Source organism: Catenulispora yoronensis (assembly GCF_039531695.1).
Taxonomy (GTDB): Bacteria; Actinomycetota; Actinomycetes; order Streptomycetales; family Catenulisporaceae; genus Catenulispora; species Catenulispora yoronensis.
The window spans coordinates 287,232-306,328 of record NZ_BAAAQN010000002.1 but is presented as its reverse complement, the minus strand read 5'-3'; the positions used below and the strand labels follow the sequence as shown (position 1 = coordinate 306,328).

The following is a 19,097-nucleotide window of genomic DNA, read 5'->3' as shown; positions in this document are numbered from 1 at the left end:
GGGTACGCCTGCCGGGTGTCACAACATCGTTCGGATTCCTAGATCACGTTGCCATTCGGAGCCCGGACAGCGGATAGTCGTCATCATGTCCGAATCACCCTCCAGACGAGCCGCCGACTGGCCCCCGCCGGACGAGCGGGGCGGCGGTCGCGGTCAGCGGCCCGACGGCTACGGTCAGCGAGCGAACGCGGCGCAATCGCCGTGGGAGCCGCAACCGCGGTCGGCGCAGCGGCCGGCCGGGCGCGACGAGCGCACGCGCCGTGGAGGATACGACGACGGATACGGCAGCCAGGGCGGCCGTCCGGGTCCCGGCGGCGGCAGCCGCGGCGGGGGTCAGGCGGACTACGACGGCAACTACGACGACGGCGGTCGCGGCGGCGGGGGCTCCCGCGCCGGCGGCCGGGGCTATGACGACGGCTACGGCGATCCGCGCGGGCAGCGGGGCGCGAGCGGCTCCGGCGGCTATGACGATGATCACGACGAGGCTCCGCCGCGCGGCGGCACCCGGCGGGCCGGCGGCGGCTCCCGGGGGGCTTCCGGCGGCTCCCGGGCGGCGGCTCCGGCCCGCGGCCGCGGCGGCGCGCCGACCGGCCCGGCGGTCCCGCTGGGCCAGCGCCTGGGCATCGCGTTCGCGATCGGCGCGGTCCCGTCGCTGATCGTGGCGTTCCTGTGCGGCGCCGCGTCGGCCGGCGGGTCCTCCCGCTCGATCGCCGGCGTGACCCTGAACTCCCAGCTGCTGACCTACTCCGCGCTGGCCATCCCGGCCACGATGGCGATCATCGCCGGCCTGCTGCACTGGCGGCGCATCACCCCACTCGGCCTGACCTGGGGCTTCACCGTGGTGGCCGGCCTGAGCTGGCTCAGCCTGCTGTTCGCCGCCCAGGTGAAGAACGTGATCCCGCACCTGACGCCGCTGCTCACGGTGCCGCTCGTGACCGGCCTGGCCGTGCTGGCCGGGGCCTACCTCACCGACGAGAACACGCCGCCGAACGGCCGGTACGCCTGCCTGGCGGCAGTGATCGCCTCGCACATCGGCATCGTCGCGATCGTGGTGACGATCGTCCTGGCCTGACGGACAGCGGGCACTCCCCCGCACAGCGCAACGAACCCCGGCCGGGATCATCCCGACCGGGGTTCTTCGTCCTCGGCCCCGCAGGGCGGTTCCTACTTGCCGACCTCTTCCTCCGGCTCGGCCAGCGGCATCGGCCGGTCCTCCCACTTGGTCGACAGCGCGATCGTGGTCCGGGTCCGGGCCACCCCGCGGATGCGGGTGATGCGGCCGATGATCCGCTCCAGGTCCTCCGGATGCCCGGCGCGAACCTTCAACAAGAACGACTCCTCGCCGGCCACGAAGAAGCAGTCCTCGATCTCCGGCACGTCCCGCAGCCGCCAGGCCACGTCGTCGAGCTCGGCCGAGTCCGACAGCAGGATGCCTATCATCGCGGTCACGTTCAGCCCCAGCTGATCCGGCGCCACCAGCGCCCGATAACCAGTGATCACCCCGTTGGCCTCCAGCCGGTTGATCCGGTCGGTCACCGACGGACCCGACAGGCTGACCAGGCGGCCCAGCTCCGCGTACGACATGCGGCCGTTGGTCCGCAGCGCGTCGATCAACGCGCGGTCCACCGCGTCCATGCTTCCTGACCACCTCTTCATGTCGGTCCTGTGGGTCCCATGCGTCCGAATGCGAGCGTAGCGGCTCCCGTCAGCGCCCCCGCGCCACGACCACCCGGCAGGCCACGTTCACCCCCCGTTCACGATCTGTGACCGGCTTCACCTTCAATCCAGTGGACACACAGCGTGAAGCTCCTTAGAATTAAAGGCGTACTAGAGATTAAGCCCGACGGATCAAAGGAGTCAACGATGAACTTCTCACCGTACGAGGCCGCACACACCCGCCTCGCCGAACTCCGCAAGCAGGCCGCCAAGGCCCGCGACCGGCGACGCCACGCCTGAGCCGCGCCTATAGCGCCGGCCAGCCAGCCCTTGAGCACCACGAGAAGCACCACGAGCACCATCCACCCAAAGCTCCGGCCGCCGTTCGCGTCGATCGACTCCCCCCTCGGATCGACGCTCGGGTGATCGGCGGCCGGGAACAACGGGAGCGCCCGTCCAGTCCGTCCCCCCGGGACTGGAACGGGCGCTCCTTCGCTACGCCTCCGGCGCAAACGGCCGCTGAAACCAGAACGCCCGCGCCGTCGCACCATGCCGCCGAAAGTGCTCCAACCGATCCTGCGCCTCCTGCACCGTCGGCCGATGCCCATCCGGCACCCACCACATCGCCGAAGTAGCGACAGCCTGCGCCTGGAAGAACTCCTTCCGCCGAGCCAAAAACGCCCGATGCTCACCAGTGAAGGCAAACTCGCGCAACGCACCAATCGAGGTCCAGACCGTCAAATTGACGATCGTCTCCGGATCCCCAGGCCACGCAACATCACTGGCCCCAAGCTCCGGATCATCACCCTCCAACAACCAGACGAAGCCAGGCATGCTCTTACCCTGAGCGTTGATCCGCCCCAGGTTCTTGGTGAAGTCCGCGACGGCAGGGTCGTGCAGAGGCGCGACCAGCCGACCGATGTTCACCTGCGCTAGATGGAAGCCCTCGAACGGGCCGGACAGGGAATCGGCAGTGTCCATGGGCGCAGGCTACTGACAGCCTTGAGGTCTATGAGGAGTTGGTCCGTGGCGAGGCAGCGGTAGAAGGTGGCAAAGCCTCACCGATCGGCCAAGGCTCCACCCCACCGGCAGCCGCAGTCCTAAAGCGGACCACCCTCTTCCCCCGAATCCTTCAGTCCTCTCCCTGGGTTTTTGGTTTGTTCTCCTCGGTCACGTCGGCAGGGCTTTGCCTACAGTACCGCCGACCAGGTGTCAAGTTCATGCAAGCGCAACCGCAGCCCCAGGACTCTCACCGCAGCGGCATGGACTTGATACCTGGGCGGCGGTGCTGTACCCGTAGGGCTGCCGACGTGAGCGAGGGGAACAAACCCCACCTCACAAACCGCCAGCGCAGGGACTAACCGGGCCCACCTATGGACTAGCGCCAGTTCTCCGAGGGATCAGAGGTCCTCGCCGGAGGCGCCTGCCTTACCCAGCTTTTGACTTTGCCTAGCTTTTGACTGGCTTTTGACTGGCCTCTGACTTCACCTAGCCACCCCACCCCCACCCCCCTCACCCCCCAGCCCCAATCTCCCCCCGCCACCGCCGAAACAACACGTGCTCGACCCCCAGCACATCCAAAATCTTCCCCGCCACAAAATCCACAAGCTGCTGAACATCCTTCAACCCCGCATAAAACCCAGGCGCAGCAGGCAGCACCACAGCCCCAGCCTCATCCAGCTCCAGCAGATGCCGCAGCGTCCCCCGGTTAAGCGGAGTCTCACGGACACACACCACCAACGTCCGCCGCTCCTTCAGCGTCACATCGGCGGCGCGCTGCAACAGATCCTTCGACAGCCCCAGCGCGATACCCGCCACAGCAGCCGTAGAAGCCGGGACCACGACCATGCCCCGCGTCGGATAACTCCCAGACGACGGCCCCGCAGCGAAGTCGCCCGCCGTCCAATACCGGACGGCATCAAAGCATGGATGATCCGCCGACCGGCCAAGCCAAGCAGCAAGGTCCTCACGCCAATGGCCATCGCGGAACGAGATACCAGTCTCGTCCAGCACAGTCAGCCGAGCCGCGCGGCTGACCACCAAATCCACGTCCTCGCCGGCGTCGAGCAGAGCTCGAATAGTCGCGGCAGCATAGGGCGTCCCAGAGGCACCGGAAACACCAACGACCCAGGGGCGACGAGGACGATCGATCATGCCCCCATTGTCCCTCAGTCCTCAGTCCCCCTGTCCCCAAGTCCCCCAGCCGAACCCCGTCAGGTACTCGCCTTCGCGGTGCTCGGACCGGTCATCGCCGCCACCACACCCAGCCCTATGTAGACACACCCCGCCACGATCTGCTGCCGCCGCACCACCTTCGGCTTACGCAGCAGCGCCTGCCCCACGCCCCCAGCCAGAGCCGCGTAACCGCAGTCGCTCAGCAACGTAATCCCGACCACGAGCGTGCCCAGCACCATCATCTGCGTCGCCACGGAGCCATGCCCGCCGACCACGAACTGCGGCAGGAACGAGAAGAAGAACAGCGCCGCCTTCGGATTCAGCAAGCCGACCAGAGTCCCCTGCCCGAACAGGCGGCGCAGCGGCTGCGCAGGAGCCGCATCGGCCTCGAACGTAGTGCGCCGGTCCAGCAGACGCCGGACGCCGAGGTAGATCAGGTAGGCCGCGCCGGTGAATCGGACCACGTTGTACGCGGCAGTGGAAGTAGCCAACAACGCCGACAACCCATAGGCCGCGCCAACCACCAAGACCCAGTTGCCGACCGCCACACCCAGCCCGGACGCCATACCGGCGCGCCGATTCTGGTCCACGGAGCGGGTAACGACGAACACCACCGCCGGACCCGGCACAAGCGCGAAAACCAACGCCGCGCCCGCGACGAGGAGGAGCTGCGAGAAGGAGACCATCGTCACAGAGTGCCCCAGCCGCCGTCGGCTGGTCCACCCTTTTACTCGCCAAGCCACACACACCAAAAACCACAAAACAACATCAAAATCATCAACCAACATCAAAAACGCAAGACAACATCAAAAACATCCCGAACATCAAAAACATCAAAAACCATCAAACATCGAGCATCCGCCGCAACACAAACTTGATCCGCTCAATCTCCGCACCGGTCAACGCACCCCGATGCGGATTCACAATCCGCCCCCGCGACAACGCCTTGACCTGATCGCACATCGCAAACCCAGGCCGCCCACCCAACTCCACCCGGGGCTGGAACGGCAACCCACGATCAGTACTGGTACACGGCACAACCAGCACCAACCCATTGGGCAGCGCACAAGCAAAGCGCGAACCAACCACAATGGCCGGCCGCCGCCCACCCTGCTCCCGCCCGGCCTGCGGATCGAAGTTCATCCACCACACCGACCACGGCGTGATGGTCTGGCTCATCCGTGCACCGCGACGTCGGCCTCGGCCAACTCCTCGGCCTCGGCCCGCATCCCGGCCAACTCGTCCTCCGACAGCCGGGCCAGCGCGGCGAACGACTCGTGTTCGAACAGCAGCACCTCCAACGCGCCGTCGAGACTGGCCCCGCCCAGCTCGGACGTCGCTATGGCCGCGAGCCGATCCCGGTTGCGGGTGGTCACCTTCATCGTCGTGGTCGTCATACCGGAAGTATACCCAAGGTAAACCAGACCGACTAGCCCTCAGACTCCCGCCCCTCAGACCCCCAACCCACCAACGATCAAGTCCACCAACGCAAAGCAGAACAGCGAGATCCCCACAAACCCATTGGTAGTGAAGAACGCCCGATTCACCTTCGACAAATCATCCGGCTTCACCAGCGAATGCTCGTACCAGAAAGCCCCAGCGACCACAGCCACGCCCACGAACCAGAACGCCCCGCCGTCCGCCACCACACCGAACCAGACCAACAACCCAAGCGTGATCACATGCGTCACCACCGACGCCCGCAACGCAGCGGCAATGCCGAACCGCGCCGGCACCGACTTCACGCCGATCACCCGGTCCGCGGCCACATCCTGACAGGCGAAGATCAGGTCGAACCCCCCGATCCAGAAACCCACCGCCAGCCCGAGCAGCGTCGCCTGCCAGGACCACTGCCCGGTGACGCCGATCCACGCCCCGATCGGACCGATGGCCTGCGCGATGCCCAGAATCGCGTGCGGGTAGTTCGTGAAACGCTTCCCGTACGGATACAGCACCAGCGGCACCACCGCCACCGGCGCCAGAACCAGCGACAGCGGGTTCAGCAGAGCCGCGGCCGACAGGAACACCGCCAGCGCGGCCAGCGCCCCCAGGTAGGCCGTACGCACCGACACCGCCCCGGTCACCAGCTCCCGCATCTGCGTCCGCGGGTTCCGGGCGTCGATCTCCCGGTCGATGATCCGGTTCATCGCCATGGCGAAGGTCCGGGCCCCGACCATGGCCACGGTGATGATGAGCAGCTTGGCCCAGTTCACATGCCCGGTGGCCTCGGACATCGCCCACAGCGCACTGATGTAGGCGAACGGCAGCGCGAAGACCGAGTGCTCGATCAGCACCAGGCGCAGGAAGGCCCGGGTGCCCCCGACCAGGCCGTGCGCGGTCTCCGGGGCCTCGTTGACCTCGCGGGTGGTACCAGTGGGCTCGGCGGCAGGCCCGCTGCCAGCAGGCCCGGTGCCAGTGGGCCCGGCGGCGGACCCGGTGCCAGTGGGCTCGGCGGCAGACCCGGTACCGGCCGGCTCAGCGGCAGGCCCGGTGCCAGTGGGTTCCACAGGGGCAGTGGACATCAGAAGCCGTATTCCTTCCAGCGGCGGTCGACCTTCGCGGCGGTCATGGGATCGGAGGTGATCATCTCGGGCCAGCCGCGATGGTAGCCCTCCTCCGGAAGCTTGCGGGTGGCGTCGATCCCCGCCTTGCCACCGTAGAACTGCTGATAGGAGGCGTGGTCCAGGTGGTCCACCACCCCCTCGACCACAGTGAGGTCGCGACCGTAGTCCACATTCCCGAACGCGCGCCACGCCACCTCGGCGTAATCGTGAACATCACAATCGGCGTCGACCACGATGATCAGCTTGGTCAACGACATCAGGTGCGCACCCCAGATCGCGTGCATCACCTTCTGCGCGTGCTTGGGATAGCGCTTGTCGATCGACACGATCGCGCAGTTGTGGAAGCCCCCGGCCTCCGGCAGCGAGTAGTCCACCAGGTCCGGGATGATCACCTTCAGCAGCGGCAGGAAGAACCGCTCGGTGGCCTTGCCCAGCGGCCCGTCCTCGGTCGGGGGCCGCCCGACCACGATCGACTGGAACAGCGGCCGCTCCCGCATCGTCACCGCGGTCACCGTCAGCGCCGGGAACGGCTCCACCGGCGTGTAGAACCCGGTATGGTCCCCGAACGGCCCCTCGGGCAGCGTCACGCCGGGCTCCAGCCAGCCCTCGAGCACCACCTCGGCCTGCGCCGGCACCTGGAGCGGCACCGTCTTGCAGTCCACCAGCTCCACCCGCTTGCCCTGGATGAACCCGGCGAACAGGTACTCGTCGATGTCCGAGGGCAGCGGCGCGGTGGCCGCGTAGGTCACGGCCGGCGGGCAGCCGAAGGCCACGGCCACCGGCAGCCGCTCACCGCGCCGCTGCGCGACCGCGTAGTGGTTGGTGGAGTCCTTGTGGATCTGCCAGTGCATCGAGATGGTGCGCCGATCCTGGCGCTGAAGCCGGTACAGGCCCAGGTTCCGGCCACCGGTCTCCGGGTGCTTGGTGTGGGTCAGCCCCAGGTTGAAGAACGCGCCGCCGTCGTCCGGCCAGGTGTGCAGCGCCGGCAGCCGCTCCAGATCGACGTCGTCACCGGTCAGCACCACCTCCTGCACCGGCGCCTTCTTGACGTGCTTGGGCGGCACCGACTTCAGCTGCGCGGCCTTGCCCAGGGCGTCGCGCAGCCCGGAGACCCCCTGCGGCAGCTCCGGCTTGAGCAGGCCGCCGATCCGCTCCCCGATCTCGTCCAGGTCCTTCAGCCCCAGCGCCAGGCACAGCCGCTCCTCGGTCCCGAAGACGTTCATCGCCAGCGGGATCGGCTCGCCGTCCGGGGTACGAGCGCCGCGCACGTTCTCGAACAGCAGCGCGGCATTGGCATGATGATCGCCCCGAGGCGCCTTCTGCACCCGATCGGTGATCTCCCCGACCTCCAGATGCGGATCGACTTCTGCGCGGACACGCTTGAGCTGCCCTCGCCGTTCGAGGGCTTTCAGGAAGGAGCGCAGATCGTCGTAGGCCATGGTCACCAGTATGTGCCAGGGGTGGGAAGACCCCGGTACCGGTCCCGCAGAGCGTGGTTCGCCGTTACTGTTGAAACGTTAGAACCCCCGAGTTCCTGGGAGGGTGGCGGTGCTCCGTTTCGTGGTCCAGTGGCTGATCCCGATCGCGCTGGCGATCTTTGCCTGGGTCGACTGCCTGCTCACTCCCCGTCCGTACGTCCGGCTGCTGCCCAAACCGGTCTGGGCGGTGCTGATCGCGGTGCCGTATTTCGGGGCGCTGATGTGGATCCTCAGCGGCCGGGCCGGCCAGCCGCACGAACCCCGGCGCCGGGCCACCGACAGCGGGGCCGGCCTGTTCGGCTCGCTGAGCCGCGGCGGGACGCACCAGGCCCGCCCGCGCGTCGTCGACACCCGCGGACGCGGGGTCCGGAGCGGGACGGCCCGGGGCGGCGTCACGCCCGGCGAATGGGCGGTGCCGCCGGACGACGACCCGGAGTTCCTGCGGCGGCTCGGCGAGCAGCTGCGCAAGGACCGGCCGGAGAGCTGAGCCCCGCCCCTCAGCTTGACTCAGCCCACCTCAGCTTGCCTCGGCTCGGCCCGGCTCAGCTTGCCTCGGCTCGGCCCGGCTCAGCTTGCCTCGGCCCGCCTCAGCCCGCCGTGGACTGCATGGTGAACCCGAACATGTGCCGGTCCATGGTGAACACCGGATCCCCGTACGCCTCCGGGAAGTCCTCGAAACTCTCCTGGAGCTCCTGCACCAGGTAGTCGACCACCGGCTCGGCCAGCCCGACCCGCCGCGTGGACCACCGCGCCCAGGCCATCGCGACCGGCTCCAGCAGCTCCAGCTGGGCGTCGTCGGCGTTCACCCGGGCCGGGATCAGCACATTGATCAGTGTGTCGAACTTCTCCGGACCGTACAGCGGCGGATCCCCGGCGAACTCGGTCAGGCTGAGGCGGGCGAAGACCTCGCCCCACTCCCGCACGATCGCCGGATACGGCAGGCTGCGCGCCTCGTCGCAGGCGGCGAACTCGTCCAGCAGAGTCGGCAGGTCGTCGAGGTCGTAGCCGAAGTCGGCGCCGCCGGGCAGCTCGGCCGGCTCCGGGAGCACGGCCAGGCGGGAGAGCATCAGCGCCCGCAGCGCGGCGAAGTCGTCGCCCTCGTCGTCCTCCTCGTCGAGGTCGTCCAGATCGCCGCCGAAGTCCTCGAAGTCCTCGAAATCCTCCAGGTCCTCGATCTCGTCGAGGTCGTCGTCCGACTCCTCGTCCTCGCCGTCCTCGCCGCCCTCCTCGTCTTCGTCCTCGTCCTCGTCCGGCTCCAGGTCGTCCGGGCCGCCGTCGAACTCGTCCTCGTCGACCACCGTCTCCAGCACCGCCGGCTCCAGCCGCCGGCGCAGCTCCCCGGCCTCGATCCGGTCCAGGGAGAACACCCCCTCGGCCGCCTCGGCGAACTCGGCGCGGATCTCGGCCAGGATGTCCGGCAGATCCGCCGGGTCGACCAGCAGCACCTCCACGACGCTGCCCTGGGCGTTGTTGGCCACCGTGGCGGTGAAGGCGTATTTGTCCTTGCCCCGCTTGAAGGCCGCGATCAGCAGCTCGCCGTCGGCGAAGACGTCGGAGACCGACCAGCCCTCCAGGAACTCCACCGGCTGCAGGGCCGCGCCGTACCAGTCCGGACGGCGCACCCCCTTGCGGAACAGGCGCTCCGAGGCCTCCGCTGCCCGGCCGGCCACCGCCGGCGAGGCGACCGAGGCCACCGCGCACAGCACCGCCTGGGTGCGCGGCGAGCCGACCAGCTCCAACACCTCGACCAGGCCCAGCTCGGCGCCCTCGGGCTCGTCGTCCTGCTGGAGCGCCGCGGTCCACAGGCCGCCGAGGAACGCCGAGGCCCACAGCTCGGCGTCCAGCGGCGTGCGCACGGTGCGCGGATCGCCGTACACCTCGTCCAGCGCGTCAAAGAGCTGCTCGAACTCCGGGGGCAGCTCCGGATGCCGCGCCGGGGAGGGGGGATGCGCCCGCCGGTTCGGGGTACCGGGACGCGAGGAGTGGTGGGGCTGACGGCGCGGCTTGGGTCTCACCGTCTCATGCTCTCAGACAACCGGCGCCGGGAAGGGAGCAATCCCCGACACAGAAGGCGGGCGCTGCCCATTCGGATGGAGGTGGCCTTTGTGGAAGCCCCCGAACATCAGGGACAAGATCAACATCACCACGAGGAGGATGAGCGCGTACCAGACGCAGCCGCTCCCCCGGGAGCCGCGTCTGCCCCGGTCATCGTCGTCGTAACGCTTTCTCGATCGCCCGCCGATTGCCGCCATAGGTCTTAAGATAACTGCGTTAGGGGGTCACTGTGACAGGTGGGGAGAAGCCCGTTTCCGGGAGTAGCTCGGACGGACATACGCAGATCGTGGTCCGCACCGAAAGCGGACGCGGACTGCGCGGAACGCTGGTCCGCTGGGGACTGGGCGCCGTGGCGCTCGTGGTCGTGTTCACCTTGTTGGGAGCCGTCACGAACTTGATTCACCTACGGAACCCGTTCGGCGAGACCACGACGATCCGCAGCAGCCCGGTGCTGTTGAAGTCGATCAGCGAGCTCAAGCGCTTCGAAGCGGCCAGCGGCGAGTTCCAGGTCGTGGTCGAGGTGCAGAACAGCTCCTGGCTGCCGTCGTTCCTGGCCGGCAGCGACACGTTCTTCCTGGGTGACGGCACCGTCGGCGCCTACGTCGACTTCGGCAGCCTGGGCGCGGACAAGGTGCAGGTCTCCTCCGACCGGCTGTCCGCCACCATCACGCTGCCCAAGCCGGTGCTCGACCCGGTCGCGCTGGACGTGCACAAGAGCTACATCATCGGCCAGCAGCAAGGCGTGTTCGACCGCCTCTTCAACAACGACCCGAACCAGGTGCAGCCGCTCCTGGTGGAGGCGACCAAGCAGATCGACGGAGCCGCGGCCAAGAGCCAGCTGGTGACGATCGCCGAGAAGGACACGACGCAGATGCTGCAAGGACTGCTGCACTCGCTCGGGTTCACCGGGACGATCGCCGTCAACTACAAGTAGGGCGCGAGAGACAGACGCGGAACGGCCGCCGCATCCCTGGATGCAGCGGCCGTTCCGCGTTCCCGTGTTCCTGCGTTCCCGTGTTCCTGCTCGCAGTGCGCTACTTCACATTCGCGTAGGAGTGCAGCCCGTTCACGAAGATCGACACGACGAAGTAGTTGAAGATGAAGCAGCCGTAGCCGACCAGCGCGACGATCGAGGCGTTGCGCCCCTTCCAGCCGCGCGTGGCCCGCGCGTGCAGATAGGCGGCGTACACGACCCAGGTGATGAACGCCCACGTCTCGGTTGGGTCCCAGCCCCAGTACCGGCCCCACGCGCGCTCGGCCCAGATCGAGCCGGCGATCACCGTGAAGGTCCAGATCGGGAACGAGAACGCCAGGATCCGGTACGCCACCAGGTCCAGCTTCATCGCCGAGGGAACCCGCCGCCACATCGAGCCGGGGCTCGCGGTGCCGAGCTTGGCCCGCGTCTCGTACCGGGACTTGAACAGGTACAAGACGGTGGCCAGGGTCGCGACGGTGAACGCCCCGGAGCACAGCACGGCGGCGGCGACATGGATCACCAGCCACGGCGAGTGCAGCGCCGGGACCAGCTGCTCGGCGTCCTTGTAGAGCACCTCCACGGCCAGGCCGAGGATGACGACCACGAAGCCGGTGACGAACACCCCGAGCCAGCGCGCGTTCTTGCGGAACAGCAGGCCGACGTAGATGGCCATGGCCACGGCCGACCCGGCGATCGTGAACTCGTACAGGTTGCCCCACGGCACCCGGTGCGCGGCCAGGCCGCGGCAGGCCACGCCGACCACGTGCAGCAGGAACGCCAGCACCGTGGTGCTGACCGCGATGCCGCCGGCGGTGATGGCGCGCAGGTTGCCGCCGTCGATCACCGGGTCCGGCTCGTCCAGGTCCGGCAGGTCGTCGAGGTCGGCCAGATCGTCCAGCTCGTCGAGCCCGGACAGGTCGTCCGGGACCGTGACCGGCTTGGCGTCGCCGCCCTGCCCGCCGCCGGCCCCCTGGCCCCCGGCCGCCACGAGCGCCTCGGCCTGCGCCGGCACGGTGGCCGCGGCCTGGGCCCCGGCACTCTTCCCGGCCGCAGTCTTCCCGGCAGCGCTCTGCTCGGCCGCCGTCACCACGAACGACGACTTCCGCCCGAACACCCACTCCGCCGTATAGGCGAAGAAAGCGATGAGGTACACGAACATCGCGCCGTAGATGGCGTAGTTCGAGAACCGCGCCAGCGATTCGTTGATCACTTCTGTGCTCCCACCTTCGCCGGACGCAGACCCCTGCCCACGCCCCTCACCTCGTCCCGCAACCGCGCGTCCTCGGCCCGGGCCAGGCCCGCCACCTCGACGCGGATCGCCTCGTCGCCCGCGGGTTTCACCCGGACGAACACCCGCCGCCGCCGGATGCCCAGCGACAGCACCAGCCCGCCGACGATCCCCACGGCCGAGACGAGGACCAGGGTCTTCGACGGGTCGTGGTTGATGTCGAACTGCGCGTACTCCTTGAAGCCGTCGAAGGTGACCGACCCGATCCCGTCCGGCAGCTGCACGGTCTTGTTGTCCACCAGGTTCAGCTTGGCGGCGAAGTTGTTCTTGTCCGCGGTCAGCCGCAGGTGCTGCGCCTTGCTCTCGTCGAACCGGTAGACCGACGGCACGTCGCCCAGGTCGCCGATGTACACGTTGACGATCAGCGCCGGGTCGTAGGCCGCCGGGAAGTCGGACACCGGGCCCATGGTCGGGCTCATCCCGCCGTCCACCGGCAGGAACGTCCCGTCGACGCCCAGCTCCGTGGCCTTGCCGTCCTTGTCCTTGATGCCGTCGTTGACCCGGAGCATCCCGGAGGACTTGAACATCGCGCCGGACTCGAAGTACTTGACCGGCCCGCTGTAGACCACGGTGCCGGCGCTGTTCCGCACGGTGATGACCGGCGAGTACCCGTGGCTGACCAGGTAGAGGCTCACCCCGTTGACGGTGATCGGCACGTTGGTCTTGACCGTCTTGTGCTTCTCGGTGGCCGACCCGGCGGCCCGGTAGGTGACGTCGGCCGTGAAGTCGCGCGGCTGGCCGTAGTCGCCGGCCTTCCGGCTGGTCTCGTAGCGGGCGTCGAACCGGTCGAGCTTCAACGAGAACGCGGGCAGGCCGTCGGGGTCGACGCCGCCGCCGAAGTCCCGGTCGTCGTACCTCAGTCCGATGTTGTTGAAGGTCTCGCCCTCGTTGACCAGGACCTTGCCCTGGTACCCGAAGTAGCCCTTGACCGCGAACCCGGCCAGCACCCCCACCAGGGACAGGTGGAAGACCAGATTGCCGACCTCGCGCAGGTAGCCGCGCTCGGCCGAGACCCAGCCGCCGCCGGCGGCGTCGGTGCCGCGCACCACGCGGAAGCGCTTCTTGCGCAACACGGCTTCGGCGGTGTCGAGCTTGGTCCCCACCGAGGTCCCGGAGGCGTCGGTCCAGCGGTAGTGCGCGGGCATCCGCGCGAGGTTCCGGGGCGCGGCCGGCGGCGGCTTGCGCACCGCCTTGTAGTGCTGCCAGGACCTCGGGATGATGCAGCCGATCAGCGAGACGAACAGCAGCAGGTAGATCGAGGAGAACCACACCGACTTGTAGACGGTGAAGAACTGGAGCCGGTCCAGCCAGGGTCCCAGGGTCCGGTGGTCCGCGATCCACTTCGTGGCCAGCGACGCGTCGGTGTTGGCGCTGCGCTGCGGCAGCAGCGACCCGGGGATCGCGGCCAGCGAGAGCATGAACAGCAGGATCAGCGCCACGCGCATCGAGGTCAGCTGCCGCCAGGCCCAGCGCAGCAGTTCCAGCCGGCCCAGTCTGGGCAGGGTGACGGAGCCGTCCGCGACCGGCCCGCTGTCCTCCCGGGGAGCCGTGGACAGGCTCTCCGCGTCCATCTCTTCCGTCGGCGACGCCATAGTCAGTCTCGGTTCTAGATCGGGGACACGAACCCGGGGGCCTGGCCCTGGAGCCAGGCCACCAGGTGGTTCCACTGGCCGGTGACCAGCAGGACGCCGATGACGACGAGCATGCCGCCGCCGATCCGCATCACGGCCTGGTAGTGGCGCTTCACGTACCCGAACGCCCCCATCGCCTTGCGGAAGGCCACGGCGGTGAGCACGAACGGCAGACCCAGACCCAGACAGTACGCCACGCCGATGAGGACCGAGCGCCCGGCGTTGCCGGAGTCGATGGACAGCGAGGCCACCGCCGACAGCGTCGGGCCCATGCACGGTGTCCAGCCCAGGCCGAACAGGATCCCGAGCAGCGGCGCGCCGGCCAGGCCGACCCGCGGGTCGCGGTGGAACCGGGCCTCGCGGTTGAACACCCGGCTCAGCACGCCCGGCAGCACCCCGGCGAAGGACAGGCCCATCAGGATCGTGATCGAGCCCAGCACGATCTGGATGGTGCGCCGCTCGCTGACCAGGAAGTGGCCGCTCCAGCCGGCGAAGACCTGGAGCAGCACGAACACGATGCTGAAGCCGAGCACGAACAGCAGCGCGCCCAGGATCATCCGGCCGCGCTTGGCCCGGGCCGCCTCGTCCAGGGTCTGGTCGCCGAGGTCCACGCCGGTGAGCCCGGTGACGTAGGACAGATAGCCCGGGACCAGCGGCAGCACGCACGGCGACAGGAACGAGATCAGGCCGGCGGCGAGCGCTATCGGCAGGGCCACCAGGAAGCTGCCGTACTCCACCCGCATCTGCGTGTCGGTGTATCCGGAAGCCAGGTGCGCCACGACGGCGGCGGAGGTACTCACGGCCGTCGGCTACTTCTCGGCGGCGAGGGCGTCGAGCTCGGCGGCCACCTCGGTGTAGGTGATCTCGCGCAGCGCGCGCCAGGCGATCTTGCCCTGCCGGTCGATGACGATCGTCGAGGGCACGTTCTGCAGCGAGGTGATCCCGACCAGCTGGGACAGCAGCGCGCCGTCGTCGCCGTCGACCAGGTTCGGGTAGCTGAGCTGCTTGTCCGCGGCGAACGCCCGGGCCTGCGGGACGTTGTCGCGGGTGTCGATCCCGACCACCTGCACACCCTTGTCCTTGTAGGCCTCGTAGACGTGTTCCAGGTACGGCGCCTCGCGCTGGCAGGGCGGGCACCAGGCACCCCAGATGTTGACCACGATCACCTTGCCCTTGAAGGTGTTCATGTCCAGCTGGGGGCCGTCCAGCGTCTTGCCGGACAGCATCGGGAACGCTTTGCGCTGGCCGACCGAGAAGGCCACGGCGGTGCCGTCGCCGTCCTTGTTCTTCGGCCCGCTCCCGCCGCAGGCGGCCGGCCCGAAGGCCAGGGCGGCGGCCGCCGCCACGGCGAGCGACCTGCGTGTTCGTTCCGTCCTGCGCAGCATGTGAAAAGTTTCGCATGCGGCCCGCGGCGGTCGGCCACAGGGTCCGCCGCAACGGACGAACAGTCGCACTGCGCCCATGATGGGCGAACCCAGCGCGACGGCGGGCGGCGGTACGGACAACTCCGTACCGCCGCCCGCCGGGGTTGCTCAGGGCTCACGGCCCGGCCGGACCGTCGGCCGGGCTGTCGGCCGTACTACGCGCCGGCGACGAACTTCTTGCCGTTCTTGACCGGCAGCAGGTCCTTGGCCGGCTCGCTGTAGCGCACCGCGGTGATCCGGCCGTCGGTGAACTCGAAGGAGGTCAGCGACGCCAGCGTGCACTCGCGCTTGCGCGGGTCGTGCAGGAACGAGCGGTGCTCGGCGGCCAGCCGGCTGATCCAGATCGGCAGCTGGTGGCTGACCAGCACCACCTCGTGGCCGGGGGCCAGCTTCGCGGCGTCGGCCAGGGCCGCGTGCATCCGCTTCACCTGCTCCTTGTACGGCTCGCCCCAGGACGGCTTGAACGGGTTCCACAGCTTGAACCACACCGACGGCCGCTTCAGCACGCCGTCGCCGACCGAGAACTTCTTGCCCTCGAAGAAGTTCCCGGCCTCGATCAGCCGCTCGTCGACGCCGACCTCCAGGTCGTGGCGGGCCGCGATGGGCGCCGCGGTCTCCTGGGCGCGCTGGAGCGGGGAGGCCACGACCGCCCGCACGTCGTGGTCGGCGAGGTGGTCGGCGACCCGTTCGGCCATCTTCTGCCCGAGGTCGGACAGGCGGAAGCCGGGCAGGCGGCCGTACAGCACGCCGTCGGGGTTGTAGACCTCGCCGTGGCGCATCAGGTGGACGACGGTCTTGGTCTCGGGCATGGCTTGTGAGGTTTCCTCTCGGAGGTGGGACGGTGCTCGGGTCGGGCGGGGTCAGGGACGTTCCGCCGCGGCCGCCGCGCGGGCCGCGTGGGGCAGCGCCTCGGCGATGGTCTCGACCGCCGCCTCGTCGTGCGCGGCCGAGACGAACCAGGCCTCGTACGCGCTCGGCGGCAGGTACACGCCGCGGTTCAGCATGGCGTGGAAGAACTCGGCGTAGGCCTTGGAGTCCTGGGTCTTGGCGTCGGCGTAGTCGCGCACCGGCCGGTCGGTGAAGAAGACGGAGAACATGGTCCCGGCGAACTGCACGGTGTGCGGGACGCCCTCCTTGGCCAGCGCCTCCGAGGCCAGGTCCGCGATCCGGTGCGCGGTGGCGTCCAGGTGGCTGTAGACGTCGGGGGTGCAGTTCCGCAGCGTGGCCAGGCCGGCCGCGGTGGCCACCGGGTTCCCGGACAGCGTCCCGGCCTGGTAGACCGGCCCGGCCGGGGCCAGGTGCGCCATGACGTCGGCGCGCCCGCCGAACGCCGCGGCCGGGAACCCGCCGCCCATCACCTTGCCGAAGGTCATCAGGTCCGGCACCACGCCGTCGATGCCGTACATGCCCTCGCGGGAGGCCCGGAACCCGGTCATCACCTCGTCGGAGATGTACAGCGCGCCGTTGGCCTGGCAGATCGCGGCCAGGAACCGATTGAAGCCGGGCTCCGGCGGGACGATGCCCATGTTGCCGGGCGCGGCCTCGGTGATCAGGCAGGCGATCTCGGAGCCGTGCGCCTCGAAGGCGGCCTTGACCGCCTCGGGGTCGTTGTACGGCAGCACGATGGTGTCGCCGGCCTGCGCGCCGGTCACGCCGGGGGTGTCCGGCAGGGCGAAGGTCGCCAGCCCGGAGCCGGCCGCGGCCAGCAGCGCGTCGACGTGGCCGTGGTAGCACCCGGCGAACTTCACGACCTTGCCGCGCCCGGTGAAGCCGCGGGCCAGCCGGATCGCGCTCATCGTCGCCTCGGTCCCGGAGGACACCAGCCGCACCTGCTGGACCGGGGCGATCCGGGCGACGATCTCCTCGGCGAGCTCGACCTCCCCGGCCGACGGCGCGCCGTAGCTGGTGCCGTTCCGCAAGGCCTTGGTCGCGGCCTCGACCACGGCCGGGTGGTTGTGGCCCAGGATCAGCGGCCCCCAGGAGCAGACCAGGTCGACGTACCGGTTGCCGTCGACGTCGGTCAGGTACGCGCCCTGTCCGGAGGCCATGAACCGCGGCGTCCCGCCGACCGCTCCGAATGCCCGCACCGGGGAGTTCACGCCGCCGGGCGTGACCGCCCGCGCCCGCTCGAACAGGTGCTGGGACTGGGTCTCGGGGGCCTCGTAGGGATGCGCGTTCATGCCGCCCATCGTCTCAGACGGCGAGGGGTGGCCAGGCACCCCCGGGGGACGGCCGCCGGGCCGCACCGCGGGCCCGGCTCACGCCGGGGCCGGGGTCCGGGCGGCCGACGCCGCGATCGCCGCCACCGCGACGACGATGAACAGCGGGAGCAGCAGGTAGGCGCCGTGGATGCCGACCCGGTCGGACAGGAAGCCCAGGGCGAACGGAGCGGTGCCGACCGCGATCCCGGCGCCGAACATGTTCACCGCGCCGGCCAGTTCGGCCTGGCCGCCGGACAGCTCGATGCCGCGCGAGGAGATCAGCGGGAACTGGAGCGCCACGCCGAGGCCGGCCACCGCCAGGCCGAGGAACATCGACACCGCGTCGGAGCCCAGCCAGAAGATGGCGAAGCCAAGCAGGTTGGTGCCGAACGAGCCGTAGATCAGCCGGTCGATCGAGATCCGCAGCGCCAGCCGCCCGCCGACGGTCCGGCCGATCGCCATGCCGGCGACGACCGCGGTGACGCCGGTCGCGGCGGCCCCGGCGGACAGGCCCGCGCGGTCCTGGAGCAGGGTGGCGCACCAGAGGGTCAGGCAGAACTCGATGGCGCCGGCGCAGACCCCGGCGACCTGGTTGAGCCAGAAGCGGCGAGGCAGGTCGCGCAGGGAGTTCGTGGTCATGGGCAGGTTGGCCGGGACGGCGCCGAGCGGGCTCTCCACGCGCGGCGCGGGCACCGTCACCTGGGTGTCCTTCTGAGTGCCCGTCTGGGTCTTCAGCTCCACCGCCGTCGCGCCGCCGACCCCGGCGAGCGGGACGTCGTCGAGATCGGCCTCGAAGACGACCTGCTCGACGTCCGGCAGCAGCCAGTCCGGCTCCCGGATCCGGCCCAGGAGCAGGTACAGCACCCCGCTGAGCGGGGCCACCAGCAGCAGCGCCACCCGCCAGCCGATGCCGATCGCCGCCGCGCCGCCGACCGCGAGCGGGGCCGCGACGCCCACGAAGGCGGCCACGGCGTTGGCCTCGGTGATGGCGGCCGGACCGGTCTCGGGACCGTGGGCCCGGGCCAGGGCGGCGGGCACGGCTATGCAGAGCCAGGACCCGAAGACACCGCAGATGGCGGCAGCCGGAATCGTTACCGTCAGAACCGGTACGGCACAGAACAAACCGACCGCCAGCGACAGCCCGACCAGCCCCCACCACAGCGCGGGCCGGGACCCGCCGGCCCGGCGGATGTACCAGGGCGCCGTCAGGCCGCCGATGGTGACGCCGACGGCGTACCCGGTCGAGTGCAGGCCCGCGACGCCCGCCGATATGTGCAGATCGTCCTTGAGCAGGTTGATCGAGGGGCTGAAGGCGTAGAGGAAGAAGGCGAAGGCGCCGAGCTGGAGGTACAGCAAGCGGGTCCAGCTGTCGCGCCGGACCCGCCGGGTGGACTCAGGAAAGGTGGTGCTCACATCTCACGCATCGCAGGTCAGCTTTCATCGGCGGGCACTTCCTCAAGCACAGCCCGGGCCACGGTGACGGCGTCGGCGCTCACCTCGACGGCTTCGACACCGGCGACGGCGACCGCTTCGGACCGCTCCGACGGCTCGGAGGCTCCGGGGGAATCTGCGGATTCAGCGGATTCAGCGGATTCAGCGGCGGACTCGGCCTCCGCATTCCCGGCCGCGAGCCCGGTGGCCTCGGCGGC

General features: G+C 69.5%; 19 protein-coding genes. 3 read left to right on the top strand and 16 right to left on the bottom strand.

Features of this window, described 5'->3' with window-relative positions:
• Window positions 1-85 precede the first annotated feature (85 nt).
• The gene (locus ABD481_RS02835; RefSeq protein ID WP_344663882.1) at window positions 86-1,072 is read left to right on the top strand and encodes a hypothetical protein; all 987 of its coding nucleotides are present in this window, start codon (window positions 86-88) and stop codon (window positions 1,070-1,072) included.
• A 92-nt stretch (window positions 1,073-1,164) separates the two neighbouring features.
• Here ABD481_RS02835 and ABD481_RS02830 read toward each other — a convergent pair whose 3' ends face one another.
• The 8 genes from ABD481_RS02830 to ABD481_RS02795 form a co-directional block, all read right to left on the bottom strand.
• Complete coding sequence (locus tag ABD481_RS02830) at window positions 1,165-1,635, bottom strand: Lrp/AsnC family transcriptional regulator (protein WP_344663881.1); 471 nt, start codon at window positions 1,633-1,635, stop codon at window positions 1,165-1,167.
• 516 nt (window positions 1,636-2,151) lie between these two features.
• Window positions 2,152-2,637: a DUF3291 domain-containing protein gene (locus tag ABD481_RS02825; RefSeq protein ID WP_344663880.1), complete on the bottom strand. Its 486-nt coding sequence runs from the start codon at window positions 2,635-2,637 to the stop codon at window positions 2,152-2,154.
• 531 nt (window positions 2,638-3,168) lie between these two features.
• On the bottom strand, window positions 3,169-3,810 hold the full coding sequence (locus ABD481_RS02820) for a UbiX family flavin prenyltransferase (RefSeq protein ID WP_344663879.1): 642 nt from the start codon (window positions 3,808-3,810) through the stop codon (window positions 3,169-3,171).
• Between the two features lie 59 nt (window positions 3,811-3,869).
• A complete protein-coding gene (locus ABD481_RS02815; protein ID WP_344663878.1) occupies window positions 3,870-4,517 on the bottom strand; it encodes a LysE family translocator in 648 nt (215 codons plus the stop codon).
• 157 nt (window positions 4,518-4,674) lie between these two features.
• Window positions 4,675-5,010 (bottom strand): type II toxin-antitoxin system PemK/MazF family toxin, encoded by a 336-nt coding sequence (locus ABD481_RS02810; protein WP_344663877.1) that lies wholly within the window; start codon window positions 5,008-5,010, stop codon window positions 4,675-4,677.
• Window positions 5,007-5,228 (bottom strand): hypothetical protein, encoded by a 222-nt coding sequence (locus ABD481_RS02805; RefSeq protein ID WP_344663876.1) that lies wholly within the window; start codon window positions 5,226-5,228, stop codon window positions 5,007-5,009. The genes ABD481_RS02810 and ABD481_RS02805 overlap by 4 nt, the downstream gene beginning before the upstream one ends.
• A 54-nt stretch (window positions 5,229-5,282) precedes the next feature.
• Window positions 5,283-6,353, bottom strand: coding sequence for a menaquinone biosynthesis prenyltransferase MqnP (gene mqnP, locus ABD481_RS02800; RefSeq protein ID WP_344663875.1), 1,071 nt, complete (start codon window positions 6,351-6,353; stop codon window positions 5,283-5,285).
• The gene (locus ABD481_RS02795; RefSeq protein ID WP_344663874.1) at window positions 6,353-7,834 is read right to left on the bottom strand and encodes a menaquinone biosynthesis decarboxylase; all 1,482 of its coding nucleotides are present in this window, start codon (window positions 7,832-7,834) and stop codon (window positions 6,353-6,355) included. The genes mqnP and ABD481_RS02795 overlap by 1 nt, the downstream gene beginning before the upstream one ends.
• Before the next feature lie 109 nt (window positions 7,835-7,943).
• On the opposite strand from ABD481_RS02795, the gene ABD481_RS02790 reads away from it, so the two are divergent.
• Window positions 7,944-8,360, top strand: a complete 417-nt coding sequence (locus tag ABD481_RS02790) for a PLDc N-terminal domain-containing protein (RefSeq protein ID WP_344663873.1) — start codon at window positions 7,944-7,946, stop codon at window positions 8,358-8,360.
• Between the two features lie 100 nt (window positions 8,361-8,460).
• Here the strand turns inward: ABD481_RS02790 and ABD481_RS02785 are convergent, their stop codons facing one another.
• Window positions 8,461-9,888 (bottom strand): hypothetical protein, encoded by a 1,428-nt coding sequence (locus tag ABD481_RS02785; RefSeq protein ID WP_344663872.1) that lies wholly within the window; start codon window positions 9,886-9,888, stop codon window positions 8,461-8,463.
• A 326-nt stretch (window positions 9,889-10,214) separates the two neighbouring features.
• On the opposite strand from ABD481_RS02785, the gene ABD481_RS02780 reads away from it, so the two are divergent.
• Entirely contained in the window at window positions 10,215-10,862 is a 648-nt protein-coding gene (locus tag ABD481_RS02780) for a DUF4230 domain-containing protein (protein ID WP_344663871.1), read from the top strand.
• 100 nt (window positions 10,863-10,962) lie between these two features.
• On the opposite strand, the gene ccsB is transcribed toward ABD481_RS02780, so the two are convergent.
• From ccsB to ABD481_RS02745, 7 genes are all read right to left on the bottom strand, one after another.
• Entirely contained in the window at window positions 10,963-12,063 is a 1,101-nt protein-coding gene (gene ccsB / locus ABD481_RS02775) for a c-type cytochrome biogenesis protein CcsB (RefSeq protein ID WP_344663923.1), read from the bottom strand.
• A 47-nt stretch (window positions 12,064-12,110) separates the two neighbouring features.
• Window positions 12,111-13,784, bottom strand: coding sequence for a cytochrome c biogenesis protein ResB (gene resB / locus ABD481_RS02770; protein WP_344663870.1), 1,674 nt, complete (start codon window positions 13,782-13,784; stop codon window positions 12,111-12,113).
• 14 nt (window positions 13,785-13,798) lie between these two features.
• Window positions 13,799-14,566: a cytochrome c biogenesis CcdA family protein gene (locus tag ABD481_RS02765; protein WP_344663922.1), complete on the bottom strand. Its 768-nt coding sequence runs from the start codon at window positions 14,564-14,566 to the stop codon at window positions 13,799-13,801.
• Window positions 14,567-14,632: 66 nt separating this feature from the next.
• Entirely contained in the window at window positions 14,633-15,208 is a 576-nt protein-coding gene (locus ABD481_RS02760) for a TlpA family protein disulfide reductase (protein WP_344663869.1), read from the bottom strand.
• A gap of 194 nt (window positions 15,209-15,402) precedes the next feature.
• Window positions 15,403-16,056 carry a histidine phosphatase family protein gene (locus tag ABD481_RS02755; protein ID WP_344663868.1) on the bottom strand — a complete coding sequence of 218 codons (654 nt, stop codon included), beginning with the start codon at window positions 16,054-16,056 and terminating at the stop codon, window positions 15,403-15,405.
• A gap of 51 nt (window positions 16,057-16,107) precedes the next feature.
• Window positions 16,108-17,427: a glutamate-1-semialdehyde 2,1-aminomutase gene (hemL, locus tag ABD481_RS02750; protein ID WP_344663867.1), complete on the bottom strand. Its 1,320-nt coding sequence runs from the start codon at window positions 17,425-17,427 to the stop codon at window positions 16,108-16,110.
• A 78-nt stretch (window positions 17,428-17,505) separates the two neighbouring features.
• Window positions 17,506-18,861: an MFS transporter gene (locus tag ABD481_RS02745; RefSeq protein ID WP_344663866.1), complete on the bottom strand. Its 1,356-nt coding sequence runs from the start codon at window positions 18,859-18,861 to the stop codon at window positions 17,506-17,508.
• Window positions 18,862-19,097 lie beyond the last annotated feature (236 nt).

Bases quoted from the DNA above. Each gene is read 5' to 3' on its own strand.
- ABD481_RS02765 (WP_344663922.1), bottom strand. From the start codon at position 14,566: ATGCGGGTGGAGTACGGCAGCTTCCTGGTGGCCCTGCCGATAGCGCTC.
- ABD481_RS02795 (WP_344663874.1), bottom strand. From the start codon at position 7,834: ATGGCCTACGACGATCTGCGCTCCTTCCTGAAAGCCCTCGAACGGCGA.
- ABD481_RS02815 (WP_344663878.1), bottom strand. From the start codon at position 4,517: ATGGTCTCCTTCTCGCAGCTCCTCCTCGTCGCGGGCGCGGCGTTGGTT.
- resB (WP_344663870.1), bottom strand. From the start codon at position 13,784: ATGGCGTCGCCGACGGAAGAGATGGACGCGGAGAGCCTGTCCACGGCT.
- ABD481_RS02755 (WP_344663868.1), bottom strand. From the start codon at position 16,056: ATGCCCGAGACCAAGACCGTCGTCCACCTGATGCGCCACGGCGAGGTC.
- hemL (WP_344663867.1), bottom strand. From the start codon at position 17,427: ATGAACGCGCATCCCTACGAGGCCCCCGAGACCCAGTCCCAGCACCTG.
- ABD481_RS02820 (WP_344663879.1), bottom strand. From the start codon at position 3,810: ATGATCGATCGTCCTCGTCGCCCCTGGGTCGTTGGTGTTTCCGGTGCC.
- ABD481_RS02810 (WP_344663877.1), bottom strand. From the start codon at position 5,010: ATGAGCCAGACCATCACGCCGTGGTCGGTGTGGTGGATGAACTTCGAT.
- ABD481_RS02760 (WP_344663869.1), bottom strand. From the start codon at position 15,208: ATGCTGCGCAGGACGGAACGAACACGCAGGTCGCTCGCCGTGGCGGCG.
- ABD481_RS02825 (WP_344663880.1), bottom strand. From the start codon at position 2,637: ATGGACACTGCCGATTCCCTGTCCGGCCCGTTCGAGGGCTTCCATCTA.
- ccsB (WP_344663923.1), bottom strand. From the start codon at position 12,063: ATGTTCGTGTACCTCATCGCTTTCTTCGCCTATACGGCGGAGTGGGTG.
- ABD481_RS02805 (WP_344663876.1), bottom strand. From the start codon at position 5,228: ATGACGACCACGACGATGAAGGTGACCACCCGCAACCGGGATCGGCTC.
- ABD481_RS02835 (WP_344663882.1), top strand. From the start codon at position 86: ATGTCCGAATCACCCTCCAGACGAGCCGCCGACTGGCCCCCGCCGGAC.
- ABD481_RS02830 (WP_344663881.1), bottom strand. From the start codon at position 1,635: ATGGACGCGGTGGACCGCGCGTTGATCGACGCGCTGCGGACCAACGGC.
- mqnP (WP_344663875.1), bottom strand. From the start codon at position 6,353: ATGTCCACTGCCCCTGTGGAACCCACTGGCACCGGGCCTGCCGCTGAG.